Source organism: Aquipseudomonas alcaligenes (genome assembly GCF_003205495.1).
GTDB classification, from domain to species: domain Bacteria; phylum Pseudomonadota; class Gammaproteobacteria; order Pseudomonadales; family Pseudomonadaceae; genus Aquipseudomonas; species Aquipseudomonas alcaligenes_B.
Map to the genome: position 1 here is coordinate 47,357 of NZ_QJRX01000010.1, position 23,062 is coordinate 70,418.

Sequence of the window (23,062 nt, forward strand, 5' to 3'; positions counted from 1 at the left end):
TTGGAGTGCAGCATGAGTTCAGCACAAACAGTGGGTCCGCAGGCCTTGCCGGCCCTGCAGGAGCAGGTCGAGCAGATCCTCGGCGAGGCGCGCCGCCAGGGCGCCAGCGCCTGCGAGGTGGCGGTGTCGATGGAGCAGGGGCTGTCCACCACGGTGCGCCAGGGCGAGGTGGAGACGGTCGAGTTCAACCGCGATCAGGGCTTCGGCATCACCCTCTACGTCGGCCAGCGCAAGGGCTCGGCCAGCACCTCGGCCAGCGGCGAGACGGCGATCCGCGAGACGGTGGCGGCGGCCCTGGCCATCGCCAGGCATGCTTCCGAGGACGACTGCGCCGGCCTCGCCGATGCCGCGCTGATGGCCCGCGAGCTGCCCGAGCTGGACCTCTACCACCCCTGGCAGATCGCCCCGGAGCGTGCGCTGGAGCTGGCCCTGGACTGCGAGGCGGCGGCCTTCGCCAGCGATGCGCGGATCAAGAACGCCGACGGCACCACCCTCAGCACCCACCAGGGCTGCCGGGTCTACGGCAACAGCCACGGCTTCCTCGGTGGCTACGCCAGCACCCGCCACAGCCTGAGCTGCGTGATGATTGCCGAAGACGGGGGGCAGATGCAGCGCGACTACTGGTACGACGTCAACCGCCAGGGCGAGCTGCTGGCCGACCCACTGACGATCGGGCGCAAGGCCGCCGAGCGCAGCGTGGCGCGCCTCGGTGCGCGCCCGGTGCCCACTTGCGAGGTGCCGGTACTGTTTGCCGCGGAGCTGGCCACTGGCTTGTTCGGACATTTCCTCGCGGCCATTTCCGGCGGCAACCTGTACCGCCATTCCTCGTTCCTCGAAGGGGCGCTGGGCCAGCGTCTGTTCCCCGAGTGGCTCAGCCTCGACGAGCGCCCGCACATTCCGCGGGCCATGGGCAGCGCGACCTTCGATGGCGACGGCCTGGCCACCTACGCCAAACCCTTCGTCGCCGGCGGCGAGCTGGTGTCCTACATCCTCGGCACCTACTCCGGGCGCAAGCTGGGCATGCCCAGCACGGCCAACTCCGGCGGCGTGCACAACCTGTTCGTCAGCCATGGCTCCGAGGACCAGCAGGCGCTGATCCGCCGCATGGGCCGTGGCCTGCTGGTCACCGAGCTGATGGGGCAGGGGCTGAACCTGGTCACCGGCGACTACTCGCGCGGTGCCGCCGGTTTCTGGGTGGAGAACGGCGAGATCCAGTTCCCGGTGCAGGAAGTCACCATCGCCGGCAACCTGCGCGACATGTTCCGCCAGATCGTGGCTGTGGGGAGCGACCTGGAGCTGCGTGGCAACGTCCGCACCGGCTCGGTGCTGATCGAGCGCATGACGGTGGCCGGTAGCTGAATCTAGTTAGTAAACAAAAAGGGGCCTGCGGGCCCCTTTTTCATGCGCCGGCGATTACTCGCCTTCGTCGAACCTGTTGTTGATCAGTTCGATCAGCGCCTCCAGCGCTTCCTCCTGTCGCTCGCCCTCGCTGGCCAGGTGCAGGTTGGTGCCCTTGCCGGCGGCCAGCATCATTACCGCCATGATGCTCTTGCCGTCCACCAGGCTGTCCGGCGAACGACCGACGCGCACCTGGCAGGGGAAGCCGCTGGCCACGCCGACGAACTTGGCGGCCGCGCGCGCATGCAGGCCGAGCTTGTTGATGATGGTGATCTCGCGGGTGGGCATTGCGGTCCTTAGCCGAGGTCGCGGTGGCGGACCTGGACGTTTTTCAGCGTGGGTTTCAGGGCCTGGCCCAGGCGGTTGGCCAGGTACACCGAGCGGTGGTGGCCGCCGGTGCAGCCGATGGCGATGGTCACGTAGGAGCGGTTGCTGGCGGCGAAGCGCGGCAGCCACTTGTTCAGGTAGGCCTGGATATCCTGGTACATCTCCTCCACGTCCGGCTGCGCGGCCAGGTATTCGGCCACCGGCGCATCCAGGCCGGACATCTCGCGCAGGTCCGGCTTCCAGTAGGGGTTGGGCAGGCAGCGCACGTCGAACACCAGGTCGGCATCCACCGGCATGCCGCGCTTGAAACCGAAGGACTCGACCAGGAAGGCGGTACCCGGTTCCGGCTGGTTGAGCAGGCGCAGCTTGAGGGTGTCGCGCAGCTGGTAGAGGTTGAGATGGGTGGTGTCGATCTTCAGGTCGGCCAGGTCGACGATCGGTGCCAGCAGCGTGGCCTCGTCGCGGATGGCCTCGGCCAGGGCGCGGCTCTCATTGGTCAGTGGGTGACGCCGGCGGGTCTCGGAGAAGCGCTTGAGCAGGGTCTCCTCGTCGGCGTCGAGGTACAGCACGTCGCACTGGATATGCCGGGCCCGTACTTCGCTCAGCAGCTCGGGAAAGCGCTGCAGCTGGCTGGGCAGGTTGCGCGCGTCCACCGACACGGCCACCTGCGGATGCAGCAGCTCGGTCTGCAGCAGGGCGCGCTCGGCCAGGTCCGGCAGCAGGCTGGCCGGCAGGTTGTCGATGCAGTAGAAGCCGTTGTCTTCCAGCACGTCGAGGGCAGTGCTCTTGCCCGAGCCGGAACGACCGCTGACGATGATCAGGCGCATGGCTCAGTCCTCGGTGCTAGCGGCCGTTCTGTACGTCGACCACGACCTGATACAGCTCCTCGCTGCTCTGCGCCCGGCGCAGGCGCTCGCGCACTTCCGTGCGGTCGAGCATGCTGGCGATCTGGCGCAGCAGCTCCAGATGCTCGTCGGTGGCCGCTTCCGGCACCAGCAGGACGAACAGCAGGTCGACCGGGGCGCCGTCGATGGCGTCGAAGTCCACCGCCGCATCCAGGTGCAGCACGGCACTGATCGGTGCGCTGCAACCGGGCAGGCGGCAGTGCGGAATGGCGATGCCGTTGCCGAAGCCGGTGGAGCCGAGCTTCTCGCGGGCGATCAGGTTTTCGAAGATGTCCTGGCCGTCCAGATCGGGGAGATCACGGGCCACCAGGTTGGCAATCTGTTCGAGTACGCGTTTCTTGCTGCCTCCCGGCACGTTCACCAGGGAACGGCCGGAAGTCAGGATGGTTTCGAGTCGGATCATGAGGGAGGGTATGTCAGCGAGCCGTGGCGCCTTGCAGGCGGCCCAGCTGCTTTTCCTTGTGTTTGATCAGTTGGCGGTCGAGTTTGTCGGCCAGCAGGTCGATGGCGGCATACATGTCTTCGTGTTCGGCGTTGGCGACCACCTCGCCGCCGGCGATGTGCAGGGTCGCTTCGATCTTCTGCTTGAGCTTCTCGACCTCCATGGTCACCTGCACATTGGTGATCTTGTCGAAATGGCGCTCCAGTCGGCTGAGCTTCTCACCGACATAGTCGCGCAGGGCGTCGGTCACATCCAGTTGATGTCCACTGATGTTGACTTGCATACCGCTTCTCCTTGTTGCCTGGTGTAAGAGACAGGCTATCGGGCCTGCCGCCGTAACACGTTGGCTGGGAGGGCTGGTGCACTGCGGGCCGTGGTTCCCCCGTGCAGGGTATCCGGCGCTCGGTACGGTGGTGCAGAAGCCTTCCGCTCAGGGCCGCTTACATCAGTCGCTTGCGTTCGCTGGACGGCGCGATGCCGAGGGACTCGCGGTACTTGGCGACGGTGCGGCGGGCTACCTGAATGCCCTGTGCTTCCAGTAAACCAGCGATCTTGCTGTCGCTCAACGGCTTTTTCGCGTTTTCCGCGGCCACCAGTTTCTTGATGATGGCGCGGATCGCGGTGGACGAGCATTCGCCGCCCTCGGAGGTGCTGACGTGGCTGGAGAAGAAGTATTTCAACTCGTAGATGCCGCGCGGGGTGTGCATGAATTTCTGCGTGGTGACCCGCGAGATGGTCGACTCGTGCATGCCCACCGCCTCGGCGATGTCGTGCAGGACCAGCGGCTTCATGGCCTCGTCGCCGTATTCGAGGAAGCCGCGCTGGTGCTCGACGATCTGCGTCGCCACCTTCATCAGCGTCTCGTTGCGGCTTTGCAGGCTCTTGATGAACCAGCGCGCCTCCTGCAGCTGGTTGCGCATGAAGGTGTTGTCGGCGCTGGAGTCGGCGCGCTTGACGAAGCCGGCATACTGCGGGTTGACGCGCAGGCGCGGCACCGCCTCCTGGTTCAGCTCCACCAGCCAGCGCTCGTTGTGCTTGCGCACGATGACGTCGGGCACCACGTACTCGGGCTCGCTGGCCTCGATCTGCGAGCCGGGGCGCGGGTTGAGGCTCTGGATCAGCTCGATGACCTGGCGCAGTTCGTCCTCTTTCAGCTTCATGCGGCGCATCAGCTGGCTGTAATCGCGGCCGCCGAGCACGTCCAGATGCTCGCTGGCCAGGCGCTGCGCCTCGGCCAGCCAGGGCGTGCCGGCGGGTAGCTGGCGCAGTTGCAGGAGCAGGCATTCGCGCAGGTCACGGGCGCCGACGCCGGCGGGCTCGAAGTGCTGGATGCGGTGCAGCACGGCCTCGACTTCGTCGGCCTCGATGTCCAGTTGCGGGTCGAAGGACTCGACGATTTCGTCGATGGATTCCTCCAGATAGCCCTGGTCGTTGATGCAGTCGATGATGGTGACGCCGATCAGCTTGTCGGTGTCGGACATCGGTACCAGGTTGAGCTGCCACAGCAGGTGGCTCTGCAGGCTCTCGCCGGCCGAGGTGCGGGTGGTGAAGTCCCACTCGTCGTCATCGCTGGAGGGCAGGCTGCTGGCGCTGGTCTGGTAGACGTCTTCCCAGGCGGTGTCGACCGGCAGCTCGCTGGGGATGCGGTCGTGCCACTCGCCGTCCTCGCCGCCCTCGGTGTTGTTCACCGCGACTGTGTTGTCCTGGAAGCTGGAGCTGTCCTGCTGCGCCTGGGTGTTCTGCTCGACGCCATCGGCCATGGGGTCGGAGTTGTCGAAATCCTCGCCGTCTTCCTGGCGCTCCAGCATGGGGTTGGATTCCAGGGCTTCCTGGATTTCCTGCTGCAGGTCCAGGGTGGAGAGCTGGAGGAGTCGGATGGCCTGTTGCAGCTGCGGAGTCATCGTCAGCTGCTGGCCCATCTTGAGGACTAGCGACGGTTTCATGGTGTGGGGCTGGGTACCTTGTTCACTTGCCGGCGCGCGGCGCCATCCACTGCAGGGCGGTGGGCCGCCCTAGGAAGCAAATTATATGCCTGACCTTGAATGATTCTAGCCCTTTGTGCAAGCCCCGCACTCGGTCGCGCTCAGAGGCGGAACTCGTGGCCCAGATAGACTTCCTTGACCAGCTGGTTGGCCAGGATGGTGTCGGCGTCGCCTTCGGCGATCAGCTGGCCGTCGTTGACGATGTAGGCGGTCTCGCAGATGTCCAGGGTCTCGCGCACGTTGTGATCGGTGATCAGTACGCCGATGCCCTTGGCCTTGAGGTGGTGGATGATCTGCTTGATGTCACCGACCGAGATCGGGTCGACGCCGGCGAAGGGTTCGTCGAGCAGGATGAACTTGGGCTCGGTGGCCAGGGCGCGGGCGATCTCCACCCGGCGCCGTTCGCCGCCGGACAGGCTCATGCCCAGGCTGTCGCGGATATGGCTGATGTGGAATTCCTGCAGCAGTGATTCCAGGGCCTTCTCGCGGGCGGCACGATCGAGGTCCTTGCGGGTCTCGAGGATGGCCATGATGTTGTCGGCCACGGAGAGCTTGCGGAAGATCGAGGCTTCCTGCGGCAGGTAGCCGATACCGGAGCGGGCGCGGCCATGCATCGGTTGATGGCTGAGGTCGAGGTTGTCGATCAGCACGCGTCCCTGATCGGCCTGGACCAGGCCGACGATCATGTAGAAGCAGGTGGTCTTGCCGGCGCCGTTGGGGCCGAGCAGGCCGACGATCTGGCCGCTGTCGATGGACAGGCTGACGTCGCGGACCACCTGGCGGCCCTTGTAGGCCTTGGCCAGGTGCTGGGCTTTGAGGGTCGCCATTACTGTTGCCCCTGCTCGCCGTTCTTCTTGCGTGGTTGCAGGATCATGTCGATGCGCGGGCGCGGCACCGAGACGTTGCTGCCCGTGGCGCGGCCGGCGTTGACGATCTGGCGCTGGGTGTCATAGACGATCTTCTCGCCTTCGAAGACGTTGCCCTGCTGGATCACCTTGGCCTGGTCGATCAGCACGATGCGCTCGTTGGTCGCGTAGTACTGGATGGTCAGGCCGTAGGCCTTGACGATTTCCTTGTCCTCGGCGGGCTTCTGCTCGTAGTAGGCGGGTTTGCCCACCGAGGTGAAGACTTCGATCTCGCCGTTGGCATCCTGGGTGATGGTCACGGTGTCGCCGGTGATCTTCAGGGTGCCCTGGGTGATCACCACGCCGCCGCGGTACACCGCCACGCCTTGTTTGTCGTCCAGTTCTGCACTGTCCGCCTGTACCCGGATCGGTTGCTCGCGGTCACTGGGCAGGGCCCAGGCGCTGGCGCTTCCGAGCGCGGCGCCCAGGCTGAGCAGTAGGGGGAGGGTTTTAACGAACCTCATGCTGGCCTCTTACGTTGGACAGCAAGTTGATCCTGCCGTCGTTCATGTACGCTTTCATTCCCTGTGCCGTGGTCACCCCATTGGCGGCCTCGATTCTAACGGCTTGCTGGGTCTGCGCATATTCCTCGTCGGGGAATACGGTGACCCGGCTGCTGGTAATCACGGTGGGGCGGTTCTTGGCGTCGGTGCGGGCGATGCGCACGTTGTCGATCAGTTCGACCTGCTTGCCCTCGGGGGCGACCTCGCCCTTGTCGCTGCGCACGTGCCAGGGGTAGTCGGTGCCGCGGTACAGCTGCAGGTCGGGCTTGTCCACTAGGGTGACGTCGCTGGCCTTGATGTGCTCGAGCTTGGCGGCGGTCATCTCGTAGTGCAGTTTGCCGTCATCCTGGAACTGCTGGGTGCTGGCGCCTATCACGTAGAAGTCGATGGCGCTGTCGGTCTCCGCTGTCCGGCGTTCCATGAAGCTTTCCGGGCGGATATTCCAGTAGCCGAGTGCGCCGATCAGGGCGACGGCCAGCAGGCCGATCAGGTAGTTGCGCAGTTTGCCGTTCATGGAAAGGTCCTAGAGGTAGGCGGCCTGGGCGGCTTCCAGCGTGCCCTGGGCCTGCATGATCAGCTCGCAGAACTCGCGTGCGGCGCCTTCGCCGCCACGGGCGCGGGTCACGCCGTGGGCGTGCTGGCGGACGAAGCCATCGGCGCTGGCCACGGCCATGCCCAGGCCGACACGGCGAATCACCGGCAGGTCGGGCAGGTCGTCGCCGAGGTAGGCGACCTGGTCGTAGGTGAGGCCCAGTTCGCCGAGCAGTTCGTCCAGAACGACAAGCTTGTCCTCGCGGCCCTGGTACAGGTGCTGGATGCCGAGGTTCTGTGCGCGGCGCTCGACCACCGGGGTCTTGCGCCCGCTGATGATGGCGGTGCGCACCCCGGAGTTGATCAGCATCTTGATGCCGTGGCCGTCCAGGGTGTTGAAGGTCTTGAATTCACTGCCGTCCGTGAGGAAGTACAGGCGGCCGTCGGTGAGTACGCCGTCGACGTCGAAGATGGCCAGCTTGATGGCCTTGGCGCGTTGCAGCAGGTCGGTGGTCATTTACATCACTCCGGCGCGCAGCAGGTCGTGCATGTTGAGGGCGCCGATCGGGCGGTCGTCGTCGTCGACGACGGTCAGGGCGTTGATCTTGTGATCCTCCATGATCTTCAGGGCTTCGGCCGCGAGCATCTCGGCGCGGGCGGTCTTGCCGTGGATGGTCATCACCTGGTCGATGCTGGCCTCGCGCACATCGATGCCCTTGTCCAGGGTGCGGCGCAGGTCGCCGTCGGTGAAGATGCCGGCCAGCTTGCCGTCGGCCTCGACGATCACGGTCATGCCCAGGCCCTTGCGGGTCATCTCCAGCAGCGCCTCGCGCAGCGGGGTGCCGCGCTTGACCAGGGGCAGGCGCTCGCCTGCGTGCATCACGTTCTCCACCTTGAGCAGCAGGCGTCGGCCGAGGGCGCCACCCGGGTGGGAGAAGGCAAAGTCTTCGGCAGTGAAACCGCGCGCCTCCAGCAGTGCGATGGCCAGGGCGTCGCCGAGCACCAGGGATACGGTGGTGGACGAGGTCGGTGCCAGGTTCAGCGGGCAGGCTTCCTGGGCGACGCGGGCATCCAGGTTGACTTCGGCGGCCTTGGCCAGCGGCGATTCGGGGTTGCCGGTCATGCTGATCAACTGGATGCCGAGGCGCTTGATCAGCGGCAGCAGGGTGACGATCTCGGCGGTGGAGCCGGAGTTGGACAGGGCCAGCACCACGTCGTCCTTGGTGATCATGCCCATGTCGCCATGGCTGGCTTCGGCCGGGTGGACGAAGAACGCCGGGGTGCCGGTGCTGGCCAGGGTGGCGGCGATCTTGTTGCCGATATGCCCGGACTTGCCCATGCCGACCACCACCACGCGGCCCTTGCAGGCCAGGATCATCTCGCAGGCGCGGAGGAAATCGGCGTCGATGCGGTTCAGCAGGCTCCCCACGGCTTCGGCTTCGAGGCGAATGGTGCGCTGTGCGGACTGGATCAGGTCGCTGGTCTGGCTCATGGCGAAAGGTGCGATGCTCGACATAAAAAGAGAGGAAGTATAACGACAAAGCGGCTCGGGCTCACCTCTGTGGGTGCGGGGATGACGCCAGTTGTGAGCAATTGTTGTGAAAAGGTTACGGTGTCTTGGGTCGCAAGCCCCGCCAATGCTATATTCCGCGCCCTGTTCGGCCTGACCGCGGGGCGAAGTGCCCCTGCCGCAGGAGCCTGCGTCTGTCCATGGAGAAGGGCCGCATCACAAGGAGTTTGGATGAGCGCCGAGAATGCCTATGCCGTCGAATTGAAGGGGCTGACCTTCAAGCGTGGCGCGCGCAACATCTTCGATAATGTCGACATTCGCATCCCGCGCGGCAAGGTCACCGGCATCATGGGGCCGTCCGGCTGCGGCAAGACCACCCTGCTGCGCCTGATCGCCGCCCAGCTCAAGCCGTCCGGCGGCGAAGTCTGGGTCAACGGGCAGAACCTGCCGAGCCTGTCGCGTAGCGAGCTGTTCGACATGCGCAAGCAGTTTGGCGTGCTGTTCCAGAGCGGCGCGCTGTTCACCGATCTCGACGTGTTCGAGAACGTGGCCTTTCCGCTGCGGGTACATACCCGTCTGCCCGACGAGATGATCCGCGACATCGTGCTGATGAAGTTGCAGGCCGTGGGCCTGCGCGGTGCCGTGGAATTGATGCCGGACGAGCTGTCGGGCGGCATGAAGCGCCGCGTGGCACTGGCCCGGGCGATCGCCCTGGATCCGCAGATCCTGATGTACGACGAGCCGTTCGTCGGCCAGGACCCCATCGCCATGGGTGTGCTGGTGCGCCTGATCCGCCTGCTCAACGACGCGCTCGGTATCACCAGCATCGTGGTCTCCCACGACCTGGCCGAGACCGCCAGCATCGCCGACTACCTCTATGTGGTGGGCGATGGCCAGGTACTGGGCCAGGGTACCCCGGACGAACTGATGCACTCGGATAATCCGCGCATCCAGCAATTCATGCAGGGCATCCCGGACGGCCCGGTGCCCTTCCACTATCCGGCGCCGGATTACCTCGACGATCTGCTGGGAGCGCGCTGATGCGTAGGAAGTCCCCTCTCGAACGCATCGCCCTGCTGGGGCGCGCCGGTATCGACGTGGTACAGGCCATGGGTCGCTCGACCCTGTTCCTGCTCAGCTCGCTGTTCGGCCGCAGCGGCCTGCGCAATGGCGGCCAGCTGCTGATTCGCCAGCTGTATTCGGTGGGCGTGCTATCGCTGCCGATCATCGTGGTGGCCGGCCTGTTCATCGGCATGGTGCTGGCCCTGCAGGGCTACAACATCCTGACCAGCTACGGTTCCGAGCAGGCGGTGGGGCAGATGGTCGCCCTGACCCTGCTGCGCGAGCTGGGGCCGGTGGTCACCGGCCTGCTGTTCGCCGGGCGTGCCGGCTCGGCGCTGACTGCCGAGATCGGCAACATGAAATCCACCGAGCAGCTGTCCAGCCTGGAAATGATCGGTGTCGACCCGCTCAAGTACATCATCGCCCCGCGCCTGTGGGCCGGCTTCATCTCCATGCCGCTGCTCGCCGCCATCTTCAGCGTGGTCGGCATCTGGGGCGGGGCCATGGTGGCGGTCGACTGGCTGGGGGTGTACGAAGGCTCGTTCTGGGCCAACATGCAGAACAGCGTGGAATTTCGCGAGGACGTGCTCAACGGCGTGATCAAGAGCATCGTCTTCGCCTTCGTGGTGACCTGGATCGCCGTGTTCCAGGGCTATGACTGCGAGCCGACCTCGGAAGGCATCAGTCGCGCCACCACCAAGACCGTGGTTTATGCCTCCCTGGCCGTGCTCGGCCTCGACTTTATTCTGACCGCCCTGATGTTTGGAGATCTCTGATGCAAAGCCGCTCCCTGGAAATCGGCGTCGGCCTGTTCCTGCTGGCCGGACTGCTGGCGCTGCTGCTGCTCGCCCTGCGGGTCAGCGGCCTCTCGGCTGCCAGCTCGGGCGATACTTACAAGCTGTATGCGAACTTCGACAATATTGCCGGTCTTACCGTCAGGGCCAAGGTGACCATGGCCGGGGTGACGATCGGCAAGGTCACCGCCATCGATCTGGATCGTGACAGCTACACCGGTCGCGTGACCATGGAGATCGAGAAGCGGGTGGACAACCTGCCGCTGGACTCCACCGCCTCGATCCTCACCGCCGGCCTGCTGGGCGAGAAGTACATCGGCATCAGCGTCGGTGGCGAGGAAGAGCTGCTGGCAGACGGCAGCACCATCCACGACACCCAGTCGGCCCTGGTGCTGGAAGACCTGATCGGCAAGTTCCTGATGAACTCGGTAAACAAGGAAAGCAAATGAGCCTGTTGCATACCCTGCGTCGCGGCCTGTTGATTGCGCTGGCGAGTTTGCCGCTGCTGGCGGTCGCCACGCCCAGTGCGCATGAGGTGGTGAAGAGCACCACCGACCAGTTGCTCGGTGACCTCAAGGCCAACAAGGCTGCCTACCAGCAGAACCCGCAGTCCTTCTACGACACCCTGGAGCGCATCCTCGGTCCGGTGGTGGACAGCGAGGGCATCTCGCGCAGCATCATGACCGTGAAATATTCGCGCGGCGCCAGCGATGCCCAGCTCAAGCGCTTCGAGGAAAACTTCAAGCGCAGTCTGATGCAGTTCTACGGCAATGCCCTGCTGGAGTACGACAACCAGGGCATTCGCGTGCTGCCGGCCAAGGCCGAGGGCGCCGAGCGTGCCAGCGTCGGCATGGAAGTGACCGACAACAAGGGCGTCGTCTACCCGGTGTCCTACACCATGGTGCAGCTGGACGGGCAGTGGAAGCTGCGCAACGTGATCATCAACGGCATCAACGTCGGCAAGCTGTTCCGCGATCAGTTCGCCGACAGCATGCAGCGCAACGGCAATAACCTGGACAAGACCATCGACGGCTGGGCCGAAGTGGTGGCCAAGGCCAAGGACAGCGCCGAAGGTCAGCAGGCGAGCGGCCAATGACGGATGGCGCCATTCGGGTCGGCCCGGCCGGCGAGCTGCTGCTCAGTGGCGTGCTCGACCATCGTAGCGGCCCGCCGCTGCGCGAGGCCGGGCGCAAGCTGATCCAGGACGCGGCCGGCAGCAGCCTGGTGCTGGATTGCGCGGGGGTGGAGAAGTCCAGCAGTGTCGGCCTGTCGCTGCTGCTGGCTTTCATGCGCGACGCCAGGGCGGCCGGCAAGGGCCTGGTCGTACGCGGGCTGCCGCAGGACATGCGCGAGATCGCCAAGGTCTCCGGCCTGTGCGAGCTGCTCGAAGCCCGGGCCTGAGTCCGCGCCGAGCCCTCCGTCCTGCCGGGCTTCGCAGGCGGGGGGCTTTTTTGTATGATTGCCGGCCCGCGAGCCCTGGCCCGCCATTGAATCCTATTTGCGCCGATCGAGGTTGAGCATGCAGGCCGTAGAAGTTAAGAACCTCCTGGAGGCCAAGCTGCCCAACACCCGCGTCGAGGTGGAGGGCGAAGGCTGCAACTTCCAGCTGAATCTGATCAGCGACGAGCTGGCCGCGCTGAGCCCGGTCAAGCGCCAGCAACAGATCTATGCCCACCTCAACGCCTGGATCGCCGATGGCAGCATCCACGCCGTGACCATGAAATTCTTCAGCCAGGCCGCCTGGGCCGAGCGTTCCTGAGCCTGCGGGCAGCGAGATTGCGAATGGACAAACTGATCATTACCGGCGGCGTGCGCCTCGATGGCGAAATCCGCATTTCCGGCGCGAAGAACTCGGCCCTGCCGATCCTCGCCGCCACCCTGCTGGCCGATACCCCGGTCACCGTGTGCAACCTGCCGCACCTGCACGACATCACCACCATGATCGAACTGTTCGGCCGCATGGGCGTGCAGCCGATCATCGACGAGAAACTCTCCGTCGAAGTGGATGCCAGCACCATCAAGACGCTGGTCGCACCCTACGAGCTGGTCAAGACCATGCGCGCCTCGATCCTGGTGCTCGGCCCGATGGTCGCCCGTTTCGGCGAGGCCGAGGTGGCGCTGCCCGGCGGCTGCGCCATCGGCTCGCGACCGGTCGACCTGCACATCCGCGGTCTCGAGGCGATGGGCGCCAAGATCGACGTCGAAGGTGGCTACATCAAGGCCAAGGCACCGGAAGGCGGCCTGCGCGGCGCGCACTTCTTCTTCGATATCGTCAGCGTGACCGGTACCGAGAACATCATGATGGCTGCCGCCCTGGCCAAGGGCCGCACCGTGCTGGAAAACGCCGCACGTGAGCCGGAAGTGGTCGACCTGGCCAACTTCATCAACGCCATGGGCGGCAAGGTCAGTGGCGCCGGCACCGATACCATCGTCATCGACGGCGTCGAGCGCCTCGGTGGTGGTCGCTACAGCGTGATGCCCGACCGCATCGAGACCGGCACTTACCTGGTGGCCGCGGCTGCCACCGGCGGCCGGGTCAAGCTGAAGGACACCGACCCGACCATCCTCGAGGCCGTGCTGGCCAAGCTGCAGGAGGCCGGCGCCGAGATCACCACCGGTCCGGACTGGATCGAGCTGGACATGAAGGGCAAGCGTCCCAAGGCGGTCAATGTGCGCACCGCGCCGTACCCGGCTTTCCCGACCGACATGCAGGCCCAGTTCATCTCCCTCAACGCCATCGCCGAGGGCACCGGCACCGTCATCGAGACAGTGTTCGAGAACCGCTTCATGCACGTCTACGAGATGAACCGCATGGGCGCGCAGATCCTGGTCGAAGGCAACACCGCCATCGTCACCGGCGTGCCGGCGCTCAAGGGCGCCCCGGTGATGGCCACCGACCTGCGTGCTTCTGCCAGCCTGGTGATCGCCGCGCTGGTGGCCGAGGGCGAGACCCTGATTGACCGCATCTACCACATCGACCGTGGTTACGAGTGCATCGAGGAGAAGCTCCAGCTGCTCGGCGCCAAGATCCGCCGCGTGCCGGGCTAGTAGGGGCATCGCATGCTGACCATCGCGCTGTCCAAGGGTCGCATCCTCGACGACACCCTGCCGCTGCTCGCCGCAGCCGGCATCGAGCCGACCGAGAATCCGGAGAAGAGCCGCAAGCTGATCATCCCCACCACCCAGGATGACGTGCAGCTGCTGATCGTGCGCGCCACCGACGTGCCGACCTACGTCGAGCACGGCGCCGCCGACCTCGGCGTGGCCGGCAAGGACGTGCTGATGGAGTACGGCGGCCAGGGCCTGTACGAGCCGCTGGACCTGCAGATCGCCAACTGCAAGCTGATGACCGCCGGCAAGGTCGGCGCGCCGGAGCCCAAGGGCCGCCTGCGCGTGGCCACCAAGTTCGTCAACGTGGCCAAGCGCTATTACGCCGAGCAGGGCCGTCAGGTCGATATCATCAAGCTGTACGGCTCCATGGAGCTGGCGCCGCTGGTCGGCCTGGCCGACAAGATCATCGACGTGGTCGACACCGGCAACACCCTGCGTGCCAACGGCCTGGAGCCCCAGGAGCTGATCGCCCACATCAGTTCGCGGCTGATCGTCAACAAGGCCTCGATGAAGATGCAGCACGGTCGCATCCAGGCGCTGATCGACACCCTGCGGGGCGCCGTCGAGGCGCGACACCGCAGCTGATACCACCTCGATGCGGTGTTACGCCGCATCTGCCTATCCGTGTCATAGCCAGAATTCTCAGGTGCCCGCGCGGAGCGGCTGGTACTCTACGGGCGCCTGAGCAATAGCCAAATATGAGGCCCGCTATGACCGCTCCCGTTGCCATCCGCCGACTCGATGCCGCTGACCAGGACTTCGCCAGGCACCTGGATCATCTGCTGAGCTGGGAAAGCGTGTCCGACGACGCGGTCAACCAGCGCGTGCTGGACATCATCCAGGCCGTGCGCGAGCGCGGCGATGCCGCCGTGGTGGAGTTCACCCAGCGTTTCGACGGCGTCGAGGCGCAGTCCATGGCCGAGCTGATCCTGCCGCGCGCGCGCCTGGAGCTGGCCCTGACCCGCATCAGCGTCGAGCAGCGCGCCGCCCTGGAAAAAGCCGCCGAGCGCGTGCGCCTGTACCACGAGCGGCAGAAGCAGGACTCTTGGAGCTACACCGAGGCCGACGGCACGGTGCTGGGGCAGAAGGTCACCCCGCTGGACCGCGCCGGCCTCTACGTGCCGGGCGGCAAGGCCTCGTACCCCTCGTCGGTATTGATGAACGCCATCCCGGCCAAGGTCGCCGGCGTGCCGGAAGTGGTGATGGTGGTGCCGACCCCGCGCGGCGAGATCAACGAGATCGTCCTCGCCGCCGCCTGCGTGGCCGGGGTCGACCGCGTGTTCACCATCGGCGGCGCCCAGGCCGTGGCCGCGCTGGCCTACGGTACCGAGAGCGTGCCGCCGGTGGACAAGATCGTCGGCCCGGGCAACATCTATGTCGCCACCGCCAAGCGCCACGTATTCGGCAAGGTCGGCATCGACATGATCGCCGGTCCTTCGGAAATCCTCGTGGTCTGCGACGGCCAGACCGACCCGGACTGGATCGCCATGGACCTGTTCTCCCAGGCCGAGCACGACGAGGACGCGCAGTCCATCCTGGTCAGCCCGGACGCCGCCTTCCTCGACCGCGTGGCCGAGAGCATCGCCCGTCTGCTGCCGACCCTGGAGCGTGAGACCATCGCGCGTACCTCGCTGGAGGGCCGTGGCGCGCTGATCCAGGTCGCCGACATGGCCCAGGCCATCGAAGTGGCCAACCGCATCGCGCCGGAGCACCTGGAGCTGTCGGTGGAAAACCCCGAGCAGTACCTGCCGCAGATTCGCCACGCCGGCGCCATCTTCATGGGCCGCTACACCGCGGAAGCGCTGGGCGACTACTGCGCCGGCCCCAACCACGTGCTGCCGACCTCCGGCACCGCGCGCTTCTCCTCGCCGCTGGGCGTGTACGACTTCCAGAAGCGCTCGTCGATCATCCACTGCTCGGCCGAAGGTGCTTCCGAGCTGGGCAAGGTCGCCTCCGTGCTGGCCCGTGGCGAGTCGCTGACCGCCCACGCGCGCAGCGCCGAGTATCGCATCAAGAACTGAGGGCTTTTGTAGGGTGGACAACGCTTTGCTTGTCCACCGCCAGGCCCGGTGGAAAACGCTTCGCGGTTTTCCACCCTACGCAAACCGAACGATTTCGAGGAGAGAAGGGCAGATGAGCAAGTTCTGGAGCCCCTTCGTCAAGGACCTGGTGCCCTACGTGCCGGGTGAGCAGCCGAAACTGGCCAAGCTGGTCAAGCTCAACACCAACGAGAACCCCTATGGTCCGTCGCCCAAGGCGATCGCTGCCATGCAGGCCGAACTGGGCGACAGCCTGCGCCTGTACCCGGACCCCAACAGCGATCGCCTCAAGCAGGCGGTGGCCGATTATTACGGTGTGAGCACTGCCGAGGTGTTCGTCGGCAACGGTTCCGACGAGGTGCTGGCGCACGCCTTCCACGGCCTGTTCCAGCACGGTAAGCCGCTGCTGTTCCCCGACGTGACCTACAGCTTCTACCCGGTCTACTGCGGCCTGTACGGCATCCAGCATGAAGCGCTGGCGCTGGACGAGCAGTTCCAGATCCGTGTCGAGGACTACGCGCGGCCCAATGGCGGCATCATCTTCCCCAACCCCAACGCGCCGACCGGCTGCCTGCTGGCGCTGGAAGCCATCGAGCAGATGCTCAAGGCCAGCCCGGACAGCGTGGTGGTGGTGGACGAGGCGTATGTCGACTTCGGCGGCGAGACGGCGATCAAGCTGGTGGATAAGTATCCGAACCTGCTGGTGACCCAGACCCTGTCCAAGTCTCGCTCGTTGGCCGGGCTGCGGGTCGGCATCGCGGTCGGCCATCCGGACCTGATCGAGGCGCTGGAGCGGATCAAGAACAGCTTCAACTCCTACCCGCTGGACCGCATGGCCATCGCCGGCGCGGCGGCGGCCTTCGAGGACGAGGACTATTTCCGCGCGACCTGCCAGAAGGTGATCGACAGCCGCGAGGCGGTGGTCGCCGGCCTGCAGCGCCTGGGTTTCGAGGTGCTGCCCTCGGCGGCCAACTTCGTCTTCGCCCGCCACCCGCAGAAGGATGCGGCGACCCTGGCCGCGGGCCTGCGCGAGCAGGGCGTGATCGTGCGCCACTTCAAGCAGGCGCGCATCGCCCAGTTCCTGCGCATCACCATCGGCGCGCCGGAGCAGAACCAGGCACTGCTGGACGCCCTGGGCTCGTTGCTCTGAGTCGGGCCGGAAACAAAAAAGGCGCCCCGCGGGGCGCCTTTTTCATTGTTCCTGTACTTCCGCAGGGGGCCTGAGGCCGATCTCGGTGGTCAGCTCCAGCAGCTCGCCGGCGCGTAGTACCTCGACCACCACCTGTTCGCCAGGCTGGGTGCGCGCCACCTGGTTCATCGAGCGCCGGCCATCGACGGCGGGCTCGCCGTCGATCCGCAGGATCAGGTCGCCGGGCTGCAGGCCGGCCTTCTGCGCCGGGCCGCCGCGGTAGATGCCGGCGACCAGGATGCCGGCACGCCCCTGCAGGCCGAAGGATTCGGCCAGTTCGGGGGTCAGCGGCTGTACTTCGATGCCCAGCCAGCCGCGGATCACCTGGCCGTGCTCGATGATCGCCTTCATCACCTCGCGGGCCAGCTTGACCGGGATGGCGAAGCCGATGCCCTGGGAGCCGCCGGACTTGGAGAAGATCGCCGTGTTGATGCCGATCAGGTTGCCGTGGGCATCGACCAGGGCGCCGCCGGAGTTGCCCGGGTTGATCGCCGCGTCGGTCTGGATGAAGTCCTCGTAGGTATTGAGGCCCAGCTGGTTGCGTCCGGTGGCGCTGATGATGCCCATGGTCACGGTCTGGCCGACGCCGAAGGGGTTGCCGATGGCCAGGGTGACGTCGCCGATCTGGATCTGGTCGGAGCGGCCCAGGGTCATGGCCGGCAGGTTCTGCAGATCGATCTTGAGTACCGCCAGGTCGGTTTCCGGGTCGCTGCCGATCAGGCGGGCCAGGGTTTCGCGGCCGTCCTTGAGCGCCACCACGATCTGGTCGGCGCCGGCCACCACATGGTTATTGGTCAGCAGGTAGCCTTCCGGGCTCATGATCACCGCCGACCCCAGGCTCGACTCCATGCGCCGCTGCTTGGGCAGGTTGTCGCCGAAGAAGCGGCGGAATACCGGGTCTTCCAGCAGCGGATGGCTGGACTTGCTGACCATCTTGGTGGTGTACAGGTTGGCCACTGCCGGTGCCGCGCGGCCGACGGCCTCGGCGTAGGACACCGGGCCCTCCTGGGCGATGCCGTACTGCGGCGCCTGCTGCAGGTTGACCTCGTTGGCCGGCAGGCCGACCCATTGCGGGTAGCGCTGGATCAGCAGCAGTGCCAGCAGCAGGCCGGCCAGCAGCGGCCAGCCAAGGAAGCGCAGGGCCTTGAGCATCGATGAGAAATCCTGAGGGTTGCGAGGGCCCGAGGCGGCCCTTAAGGTGGCGGCATTATAGAGGTGCGCCCGGCAGGAAGGGCAGCACCGGCAACAGTTTGACGAGGAATTCCCATGGCCATCGCCCTGAGCACCCTGGTGGAGGAAGCCGACCGCTTTCTCAATGCCGCCCGCATCGCTGACTACTGCCCCAATGGCCTGCAGGTCGAGGGGCGGCCGCAGGTGCGCCGCATCGTCAGCGGCGTGACCGCCAGCCAGGCGTTGCTGGACGCCGCGGTGGAGGCCGAGGCCGACGTGGTGCTGGTGCACCACGGCTACTTCTGGAAGGGCGAGGATGCGCGCGTCACCGGGATGAAGCGGCGCCGCCTGCAGACCCTGCTGGGTCACGACATCAGCCTGCTGGCCTACCACCTGCCGCTGGACCTGCACCCGGAAGTCGGCAACAACGTGCAGCTGGCGCGGCAGCTGGAGATTACCGTGGAAGGCCCGCTCGATCCGGAAAACCCCAAGGTGGTCGGCCTGCTCGGCTCGCTGGCCGAGCCCATGACCGCCCGCGATTTTGCCCGTCGGGTGCAGGAGGTGCTGGGGCGCGAGCCGCTGCTGGTGGAAGGGGCGAGCATGGTACGGCGCATCGGCTGGTGCACCGGGGGCGGTCAGGGCTATATCGACGATGCCATCGCCGCCGGGGTCGACCTGTTCCTCACCGGCGAGGCCTCCGAGCAGACCTTCCACAGCGCCCGCGAGAGCGGCGTCAGCTTCATCGCCGCCGGCCATCACGCCACCGAGCGCTACGGCGTGCAGGCCCTGGGTGACTACCTGGCGCGGCGCTTCGCTATCGAGCACCTGTTCATCGACTGCCCGAACCCCGTCTGAGGGATCTTGCGGGGCTCCGCTGCGGCGGTCCCTCAGGCCCGGAAGGCACTGATTTTTGGGCATAAATCTAGATCGTTTCGATCTAAAAGGCCTCCTCAATAGAATAGGGTGCTGTGCTAGAGTGCGCCCTCGTCCACGGCCCGCCGGCCGTCCATTCCTGATTCGTGAATAGCCATGCTCGACAAACTGACGCACCTGAAACAGCTCGAGGCGGAAAGTATCCACATCATTCGTGAAGTGGCCGCCGAGTTCGACAACCCGGTGATGCTGTATTCCATCGGCAAGGATTCCGCCGTGATGCTGCATCTGGCGCGCAAGGCGTTCTTCCCCGGCAAGCTGCCGTTCCCGGTGCTGCATGTGGATACCCGCTGGAAATTCCAGGAGATGTATCGCTTCCGCGAGAAGATGGTCAGCGAATACGGCCTCGACCTGCTCACCCACATCAACCCGGATGGCGTGGCGCAGGACATGAACCCCTTCACCTACGGCAGTGCCAAGCACACCGACGTGATGAAGACCGAGGGTCTCAAGCAGGCGCTGGACAAGTACGGCTTCGACGCCGCCTTCGGTGGCGCGCGCCGCGACGAAGAGAAATCCCGCGCCAAGGAGCGCGTGTATTCCTTCCGCGACAGCAAGCACCGCTGGGACCCGAAGAACCAGCGTCCCGAGCTGTGGAACGTGTACAACGGCAAGGTCAAGAAGGGCGAGTCGATCCGCGTCTTCCCGCTGTCCAACTGGACCGAGCTGGACATCTGGCAATACATCTACCTGGAACAGATCCCGATCGTGCCGCTGTACTTCGCCGCCGAGCGTGAAGTCATCGAGAAGAATGGCACGCTGATCATGATCGACGACGATCGTATCCTCGAGCACCTCTCGGACGAAGAAAAAGCCCGCATTACCAAGAAGATGGTGCGCTTCCGTACCCTCGGTTGCTACCCGCTGACCGGTGCGGTGGAGTCCACGGCGACCACGCTGACCGACATCATCCAGGAAATGCTCCTGACCAAGACCAGCGAGCGCCAAGGGCGGGTCATCGACCACGACCAGGCCGGCTCGATGGAAGAAAAGAAACGTCAGGGCTACTTCTAAGGATTCCGCATCATGAGCCATCAATCCGATCTGATCAGCCAGGACATCGTTGCCTACCTGGCTCAGCACGAACGCAAAGAGCTGCTGCGCTTTCTCACCTGCGGCAACGTCGACGACGGCAAGAGCACCCTGATCGGGCGCCTGCTGCACGACACCAAAATGATCTACGAAGACCATCTGGAAGCCATCACCAAGGACTCCAAGAAGGTCGGCACCACCGGCGATGAAGTCGACCTGGCTCTGCTGGTCGACGGCCTGCAGGCCGAGCGCGAGCAAGGCATCACCATCGACGTGGCGTACCGCTATTTCAGCACCGCCAAGCGCAAGTTCATCATCGCCGATACCCCCGGCCATGAGCAGTACACCCGCAACATGGCGACCGGTGCCTCCACCTGCGACCTGGCGATCATCCTGATCGACGCGCGTTATGGTGTGCAGACCCAGACCAAGCGCCACAGCTTCATCGCCTCGCTGCTGGGCATCAAGCACATCGTGGTCGCCATCAACAAGATGGACCTCAAGGGCTTCGACCAGGGCGTGTTCGAGCAGATCAAGGCTGACTACCTGGCCTTCGCCGACAAGATCAACCTCAAGCCCAGCTCGCTGCACTTCGTGCCGATGTCGGCGCTCAAGGGCGACAACGTGGTCAACCGTTCCGAGCGCTCGCCCTGGTACGACGGCCAGTCGCTGATGGAAATCCTCGAAAGCGTGGAGATTGCCGGCGACCGCAACCTCAACGACATGCGCTTCCCGGTGCAGTACGTCAACCGCCCGAACCTGAACTTCCGCGGCTTCGCCGGTACCCTGGCCAGCGGCGTGGTGCACAAGGGCGACGAAGTGATCGCCCTGCCGTCGGGCAAGGGCAGCAAGGTCAAATCCATCGTCACCTTCGAGGGTGAGCTGGAGCAGGCTGGTCCGGGCCAGGCCGTCACCCTGACGCTGGAAGACGAGATCGACGTGTCGCGCGGCGACATGCTGGTGCATGCCGACAACCGTCCGCTAGTCACCGACAGCTTCGACGCCATGCTGGTGTGGATGGCCGAAGAGCCGATGCTGCCGGGCAAGAAATACGACATCAAGCGCGCCACCAGCTATGTGCCGGGCTCGATCCCGAGCATCGTCCACCGCGTCGACGTCAACACCCTGGAACAGGGGCCGGCCAGCAGCCTGCAACTGAACGAGATCGGCCGGGTCAAGGTCGCTCTGGATGCGCCGATTGCCCTCGATGGCTACGAGCACAACCGCACCACCGGTGCCTTCATCGTCATCGACCGTCTGACCAATGGCACCGTCGGTGCCGGCATGATCATCGCCGCTCCGGTTGGTGCTCAGGGCGGCGGCCACCACGGCAAGCTGGCCCACGTTTCCACCGAGGAGCGTGCCACCCGCTTCGGTCAGCAGCCGGCCACCGTGCTGTTCTCGGGCCTGTCCGGCGCCGGCAAGAGCACCCTGGCCTATGCCGTGGAGCGCAAGCTGTTCGACATGGGCCGTGCCGTGTACGTGCTGGACGGCCAGAACCTGCGTCATGACCTGAACAAGGGCCTGCCGCAGGACCGCGCCGGGCGCACCGAAAACTGGCGCCGTGCGGCGCACGTGGCGCGTCAGTTCAACGAAGCAGGCCTGCTGACCCTGGCCGCCTTTGTGGCGCCGGATGCCGAAGGCCGCGAACAGGCCAAGGCGCTGATCGGCAACGAGCGTCTGCTCACCGTCTACGTCCAGGCCTCGCCGGCCGTGTGCCGCGAGCGCGATCCGCAGGGCCTGTATGCCGCCGGTGGCGACAACATCCCGGGCGAGTCCTTCCCCTACGACATCCCGCTGGATGCCGATCTGGTGATCGACACCCAGGCCGTGTCGGTGGAGGAGGGCGTCAAGCAGGTGCTCGATCTGCTGCGCAGCCGCGGTGCCATCTAAGCCTGACGGATCGAAAAAAGCCCCGCATTGGCGGGGCTTTTTTGTGCGCGGTCGAAGGCCGGCGCGCCCGCTGTCGATGCCCATAAAAAAGCCCCGCCAGTGCGGGGCTTTTTGGGGGCTGCCGGTCAGCGCTTGAGGCCGAAGCTCTCGTCCAGGGTGCCGGGCGCATCCGGCTCCTTGGGGGCGTAGTCCTTCGGCGCCTCGTTGGTCTTCGGCGGGGTCAGGCGCTCGCGCGGGGCCTTGCTCTCATCGGTGTTGAGCGCAGCCAGCAGGCGCTGGCGGGTCAGCTCGTCGGCGGCCAGGCGGTTGGCGCCCTGGGACAGGTGTTCCTGCACCTCCTGGTAGCTCTGGGTGAGCTTCTTCACCAGGCTGGCGGTGGTGTTGAAGTGGGTCACCACCTCGTTCTGGTAGCTGTCGAAGCGCTGCTGCAGGTCGTCCAGCTGGCGCTGGGTGCGGCCAGGGGCAGCGTTGGGCAGCAGGCGCGCGGCCAGGAAGCCGATGGCGATGCCGGCGAGCAGGGCCAAGGCGGGCAGCAGCCAGGGGGTGAGCGATTGTTCCACGAGTCCTTCCTCTGAAAGCGGCTTTGTTTTACGGTAGCGGCTCTCGCCGGCGCTGTATACCGCGGCAAAGCCCTGTTGTGCGATGTGCCTAACCAAGACGTGTCGACCCCGCCCGGGGTCACGGAGTTCCCGCTGTTGATCCGCGAAACCCCTCTTGCCATCGACGGCCCCTGCGGCCCGCTCGAAGCCCTGCTGTGTGAAGTGCCGGACGCCCGTGGCGTCGCTCTGATCTGCCATCCCAACCCGGTGCAGGGTGGCACCATGCTCAACAAGGTGGTCTCCACCCTGCAGCGTGCGGTGCGCGATATGGGCTACCACACCTTGCGCTTCAACTACCGCGGTGTCGGCGCCAGTGCCGGCAGCCATGACATGGGCAGCGGCGAAGTCGACGATGCCGAGGCCGTGGCGCACTGGCTGCGCGCGCAATATCCCGAGCTGCCGTTGACCCTGCTCGGCTTCTCCTTCGGTGGCTTCGTCGCCGGTGCGCTGGCCGGGCGTCTGGAAGACCAGGGTGTGGTCATTCCCAGGCTGTTCATAGTGGCGCCGGCCGTGCATCGCCTGCAGGCGCCCGAGCATCTGCCGCAGGGCGGCGAGCTGGTGGTAATTCAGCCGGAACAGGATGAAGTCATCGCGCCCGAGGACGTCCATATCTGGTCCGCGGGGCTGGTGCGTGCCCACGAGCTGCTGAAAGTGGCAGAATGCGGCCACTTTTTTCACGGCAAGCTGCCCGAGCTGAAAGACCTGGTGCAGCCCCGTATCCAATAAGTTGAAGCGAA

27 protein-coding genes are annotated in these 23,062 nt (G+C 65.6%); 15 read left to right on the forward strand and 12 right to left on the reverse strand.

Translation table 11 applies throughout. The features are described from left to right. Positions 1–12 precede the first annotated feature (12 nt). The gene (gene pmbA / locus DMO17_RS17760) at positions 13–1,359 is read left to right on the forward strand and encodes a metalloprotease PmbA (protein WP_110683807.1); all 1,347 of its coding nucleotides are present in this window, start codon (positions 13–15) and stop codon (positions 1,357–1,359) included. Positions 1,360–1,413: 54 nt separating this feature from the next. Here the strand turns inward: pmbA and DMO17_RS17765 are convergent, their stop codons facing one another. The 10 genes from DMO17_RS17765 to DMO17_RS17810 form a co-directional block, all read right to left on the reverse strand. Then, positions 1,414–1,686, reverse strand: a complete 273-nt coding sequence (locus DMO17_RS17765; RefSeq protein WP_110683808.1) for an HPr family phosphocarrier protein — start codon at positions 1,684–1,686, stop codon at positions 1,414–1,416. Positions 1,687–1,694: 8 nt separating this feature from the next. Beyond that, positions 1,695–2,552 carry an RNase adapter RapZ gene (rapZ, locus tag DMO17_RS17770; RefSeq protein WP_110683809.1) on the reverse strand — a complete coding sequence of 286 codons (858 nt, stop codon included), beginning with the start codon at positions 2,550–2,552 and terminating at the stop codon, positions 1,695–1,697. Positions 2,553–2,568: 16 nt separating this feature from the next. Next, positions 2,569–3,033: a PTS IIA-like nitrogen regulatory protein PtsN gene (gene ptsN / locus DMO17_RS17775; RefSeq protein WP_110683810.1), complete on the reverse strand. Its 465-nt coding sequence runs from the start codon at positions 3,031–3,033 to the stop codon at positions 2,569–2,571. Positions 3,034–3,046: 13 nt separating this feature from the next. Then, positions 3,047–3,355, reverse strand: coding sequence for a ribosome hibernation-promoting factor, HPF/YfiA family (gene hpf, locus DMO17_RS17780; protein WP_110683811.1), 309 nt, complete (start codon positions 3,353–3,355; stop codon positions 3,047–3,049). A 157-nt stretch (positions 3,356–3,512) separates the two neighbouring features. Next, positions 3,513–5,015: an RNA polymerase factor sigma-54 gene (locus DMO17_RS17785; protein ID WP_110683812.1), complete on the reverse strand. Its 1,503-nt coding sequence runs from the start codon at positions 5,013–5,015 to the stop codon at positions 3,513–3,515. Positions 5,016–5,155: 140 nt separating this feature from the next. Next, the gene (gene lptB, locus DMO17_RS17790; RefSeq protein ID WP_110683813.1) at positions 5,156–5,881 is read right to left on the reverse strand and encodes an LPS export ABC transporter ATP-binding protein; all 726 of its coding nucleotides are present in this window, start codon (positions 5,879–5,881) and stop codon (positions 5,156–5,158) included. Then, on the reverse strand, positions 5,881–6,423 hold the full coding sequence (gene lptA / locus DMO17_RS17795) for a lipopolysaccharide transport periplasmic protein LptA (protein ID WP_110683814.1): 543 nt from the start codon (positions 6,421–6,423) through the stop codon (positions 5,881–5,883). The genes lptB and lptA overlap by 1 nt, the downstream gene beginning before the upstream one ends. Further along, positions 6,410–6,976, reverse strand: a complete 567-nt coding sequence (gene lptC, locus DMO17_RS17800) for an LPS export ABC transporter periplasmic protein LptC (protein ID WP_110683815.1) — start codon at positions 6,974–6,976, stop codon at positions 6,410–6,412. Before lptC ends, lptA begins: the two co-directional genes overlap by 14 nt. Before the next feature lie 9 nt (positions 6,977–6,985). Next, positions 6,986–7,510, reverse strand: coding sequence for a 3-deoxy-manno-octulosonate-8-phosphatase KdsC (gene kdsC / locus DMO17_RS17805; protein ID WP_110683816.1), 525 nt, complete (start codon positions 7,508–7,510; stop codon positions 6,986–6,988). Next, on the reverse strand, positions 7,511–8,485 hold the full coding sequence (locus DMO17_RS17810; RefSeq protein ID WP_110683891.1) for a KpsF/GutQ family sugar-phosphate isomerase: 975 nt from the start codon (positions 8,483–8,485) through the stop codon (positions 7,511–7,513). Positions 8,486–8,734: 249 nt separating this feature from the next. On the opposite strand from DMO17_RS17810, the gene DMO17_RS17815 reads away from it, so the two are divergent. The 10 genes from DMO17_RS17815 to hisC all read left to right on the forward strand — a co-directional run bounded on the left by DMO17_RS17815 (position 8,735) and on the right by hisC (position 16,659). After that, positions 8,735–9,544 carry an ATP-binding cassette domain-containing protein gene (locus DMO17_RS17815; RefSeq protein WP_110683817.1) on the forward strand — a complete coding sequence of 270 codons (810 nt, stop codon included), beginning with the start codon at positions 8,735–8,737 and terminating at the stop codon, positions 9,542–9,544. Beyond that, complete coding sequence (mlaE, locus tag DMO17_RS17820) at positions 9,544–10,341, forward strand: lipid asymmetry maintenance ABC transporter permease subunit MlaE (protein WP_110683818.1); 798 nt, start codon at positions 9,544–9,546, stop codon at positions 10,339–10,341. The genes DMO17_RS17815 and mlaE overlap by 1 nt, the downstream gene beginning before the upstream one ends. Beyond that, on the forward strand, positions 10,341–10,808 hold the full coding sequence (mlaD, locus tag DMO17_RS17825) for an outer membrane lipid asymmetry maintenance protein MlaD (protein ID WP_110683819.1): 468 nt from the start codon (positions 10,341–10,343) through the stop codon (positions 10,806–10,808). Before mlaE ends, mlaD begins: the two co-directional genes overlap by 1 nt. A gap of 2 nt (positions 10,809–10,810) precedes the next feature. Next, positions 10,811–11,455: an MlaC/ttg2D family ABC transporter substrate-binding protein gene (locus tag DMO17_RS17830; RefSeq protein ID WP_110683892.1), complete on the forward strand. Its 645-nt coding sequence runs from the start codon at positions 10,811–10,813 to the stop codon at positions 11,453–11,455. After that, the gene (locus DMO17_RS17835) at positions 11,452–11,760 is read left to right on the forward strand and encodes an STAS domain-containing protein (RefSeq protein ID WP_110683820.1); all 309 of its coding nucleotides are present in this window, start codon (positions 11,452–11,454) and stop codon (positions 11,758–11,760) included. The genes DMO17_RS17830 and DMO17_RS17835 overlap by 4 nt, the downstream gene beginning before the upstream one ends. A 118-nt stretch (positions 11,761–11,878) precedes the next feature. Further along, entirely contained in the window at positions 11,879–12,118 is a 240-nt protein-coding gene (locus DMO17_RS17840) for a BolA family protein (protein WP_110683821.1), read from the forward strand. A gap of 23 nt (positions 12,119–12,141) precedes the next feature. Then, on the forward strand, positions 12,142–13,407 hold the full coding sequence (gene murA, locus DMO17_RS17845; protein WP_110683822.1) for a UDP-N-acetylglucosamine 1-carboxyvinyltransferase: 1,266 nt from the start codon (positions 12,142–12,144) through the stop codon (positions 13,405–13,407). A gap of 12 nt (positions 13,408–13,419) precedes the next feature. Further along, entirely contained in the window at positions 13,420–14,055 is a 636-nt protein-coding gene (gene hisG / locus DMO17_RS17850; protein WP_110683823.1) for an ATP phosphoribosyltransferase, read from the forward strand. Between the two features lie 125 nt (positions 14,056–14,180). Continuing rightward, positions 14,181–15,491: a histidinol dehydrogenase gene (gene hisD / locus DMO17_RS17855; RefSeq protein ID WP_110683824.1), complete on the forward strand. Its 1,311-nt coding sequence runs from the start codon at positions 14,181–14,183 to the stop codon at positions 15,489–15,491. A 112-nt stretch (positions 15,492–15,603) separates the two neighbouring features. Next, positions 15,604–16,659 (forward strand): histidinol-phosphate transaminase, encoded by a 1,056-nt coding sequence (hisC, locus tag DMO17_RS17860; RefSeq protein ID WP_110683825.1) that lies wholly within the window; start codon positions 15,604–15,606, stop codon positions 16,657–16,659. Between the two features lie 42 nt (positions 16,660–16,701). On the opposite strand, the gene algW is transcribed toward hisC, so the two are convergent. Beyond that, positions 16,702–17,850, reverse strand: a complete 1,149-nt coding sequence (gene algW / locus DMO17_RS17865; protein ID WP_110683826.1) for a Do family serine endopeptidase AlgW — start codon at positions 17,848–17,850, stop codon at positions 16,702–16,704. 114 nt (positions 17,851–17,964) lie between these two features. Here algW and DMO17_RS17870 point away from each other — a divergent pair, with 114 nt between their 5' ends. The 3 genes from DMO17_RS17870 (at position 17,965) to cysN (ending at position 21,726) form a co-directional block, all read left to right on the forward strand. Then, positions 17,965–18,723: a Nif3-like dinuclear metal center hexameric protein gene (locus DMO17_RS17870; protein WP_110683827.1), complete on the forward strand. Its 759-nt coding sequence runs from the start codon at positions 17,965–17,967 to the stop codon at positions 18,721–18,723. Between the two features lie 174 nt (positions 18,724–18,897). Beyond that, positions 18,898–19,815 (forward strand): sulfate adenylyltransferase subunit CysD, encoded by a 918-nt coding sequence (gene cysD / locus DMO17_RS17875; protein ID WP_021701324.1) that lies wholly within the window; start codon positions 18,898–18,900, stop codon positions 19,813–19,815. Between the two features lie 12 nt (positions 19,816–19,827). Further along, entirely contained in the window at positions 19,828–21,726 is a 1,899-nt protein-coding gene (gene cysN / locus DMO17_RS17880; RefSeq protein ID WP_110683828.1) for a sulfate adenylyltransferase subunit CysN, read from the forward strand. A gap of 125 nt (positions 21,727–21,851) precedes the next feature. Here the strand turns inward: cysN and DMO17_RS17885 are convergent, their stop codons facing one another. Next, on the reverse strand, positions 21,852–22,286 hold the full coding sequence (locus DMO17_RS17885) for a Z-ring associated ZapG family protein (protein ID WP_021701326.1): 435 nt from the start codon (positions 22,284–22,286) through the stop codon (positions 21,852–21,854). A 138-nt stretch (positions 22,287–22,424) separates the two neighbouring features. Here DMO17_RS17885 and DMO17_RS17890 point away from each other — a divergent pair, with 138 nt between their 5' ends. Then, positions 22,425–23,051: an alpha/beta hydrolase gene (locus DMO17_RS17890; RefSeq protein WP_110683893.1), complete on the forward strand. Its 627-nt coding sequence runs from the start codon at positions 22,425–22,427 to the stop codon at positions 23,049–23,051. Positions 23,052–23,062 lie beyond the last annotated feature (11 nt).

What these genes read in the sequence shown, in the direction of transcription:
- pmbA (WP_110683807.1), top strand. Translation starts at nt 13, where the DNA reads ATGAGTTCAGCACAAACAGTGGGTCCGCAGGCCTTGCCGGCCCTGCAG.
- DMO17_RS17765 (WP_110683808.1), bottom strand. Translation starts at nt 1,686, where the DNA reads ATGCCCACCCGCGAGATCACCATCATCAACAAGCTCGGCCTGCATGCG.
- rapZ (WP_110683809.1), bottom strand. Translation starts at nt 2,552, where the DNA reads ATGCGCCTGATCATCGTCAGCGGTCGTTCCGGCTCGGGCAAGAGCACT.
- ptsN (WP_110683810.1), bottom strand. Translation starts at nt 3,033, where the DNA reads ATGATCCGACTCGAAACCATCCTGACTTCCGGCCGTTCCCTGGTGAAC.
- hpf (WP_110683811.1), bottom strand. Translation starts at nt 3,355, where the DNA reads ATGCAAGTCAACATCAGTGGACATCAACTGGATGTGACCGACGCCCTG.
- DMO17_RS17785 (WP_110683812.1), bottom strand. Translation starts at nt 5,015, where the DNA reads ATGAAACCGTCGCTAGTCCTCAAGATGGGCCAGCAGCTGACGATGACT.
- lptB (WP_110683813.1), bottom strand. Translation starts at nt 5,881, where the DNA reads ATGGCGACCCTCAAAGCCCAGCACCTGGCCAAGGCCTACAAGGGCCGC.
- lptA (WP_110683814.1), bottom strand. Translation starts at nt 6,423, where the DNA reads ATGAGGTTCGTTAAAACCCTCCCCCTACTGCTCAGCCTGGGCGCCGCG.
- lptC (WP_110683815.1), bottom strand. Translation starts at nt 6,976, where the DNA reads ATGAACGGCAAACTGCGCAACTACCTGATCGGCCTGCTGGCCGTCGCC.
- kdsC (WP_110683816.1), bottom strand. Translation starts at nt 7,510, where the DNA reads ATGACCACCGACCTGCTGCAACGCGCCAAGGCCATCAAGCTGGCCATC.
- DMO17_RS17810 (WP_110683891.1), bottom strand. Translation starts at nt 8,485, where the DNA reads ATGAGCCAGACCAGCGACCTGATCCAGTCCGCACAGCGCACCATTCGC.
- DMO17_RS17815 (WP_110683817.1), top strand. Translation starts at nt 8,735, where the DNA reads ATGAGCGCCGAGAATGCCTATGCCGTCGAATTGAAGGGGCTGACCTTC.
- mlaE (WP_110683818.1), top strand. Translation starts at nt 9,544, where the DNA reads ATGCGTAGGAAGTCCCCTCTCGAACGCATCGCCCTGCTGGGGCGCGCC.
- mlaD (WP_110683819.1), top strand. Translation starts at nt 10,341, where the DNA reads ATGCAAAGCCGCTCCCTGGAAATCGGCGTCGGCCTGTTCCTGCTGGCC.
- DMO17_RS17835 (WP_110683820.1), top strand. Translation starts at nt 11,452, where the DNA reads ATGACGGATGGCGCCATTCGGGTCGGCCCGGCCGGCGAGCTGCTGCTC.
- DMO17_RS17840 (WP_110683821.1), top strand. Translation starts at nt 11,879, where the DNA reads ATGCAGGCCGTAGAAGTTAAGAACCTCCTGGAGGCCAAGCTGCCCAAC.
- murA (WP_110683822.1), top strand. Translation starts at nt 12,142, where the DNA reads ATGGACAAACTGATCATTACCGGCGGCGTGCGCCTCGATGGCGAAATC.
- hisG (WP_110683823.1), top strand. Translation starts at nt 13,420, where the DNA reads ATGCTGACCATCGCGCTGTCCAAGGGTCGCATCCTCGACGACACCCTG.
- hisD (WP_110683824.1), top strand. Translation starts at nt 14,181, where the DNA reads ATGACCGCTCCCGTTGCCATCCGCCGACTCGATGCCGCTGACCAGGAC.
- hisC (WP_110683825.1), top strand. Translation starts at nt 15,604, where the DNA reads ATGAGCAAGTTCTGGAGCCCCTTCGTCAAGGACCTGGTGCCCTACGTG.
- algW (WP_110683826.1), bottom strand. Translation starts at nt 17,850, where the DNA reads ATGCTCAAGGCCCTGCGCTTCCTTGGCTGGCCGCTGCTGGCCGGCCTG.
- DMO17_RS17870 (WP_110683827.1), top strand. Translation starts at nt 17,965, where the DNA reads ATGGCCATCGCCCTGAGCACCCTGGTGGAGGAAGCCGACCGCTTTCTC.
- cysD (WP_021701324.1), top strand. Translation starts at nt 18,898, where the DNA reads ATGCTCGACAAACTGACGCACCTGAAACAGCTCGAGGCGGAAAGTATC.
- cysN (WP_110683828.1), top strand. Translation starts at nt 19,828, where the DNA reads ATGAGCCATCAATCCGATCTGATCAGCCAGGACATCGTTGCCTACCTG.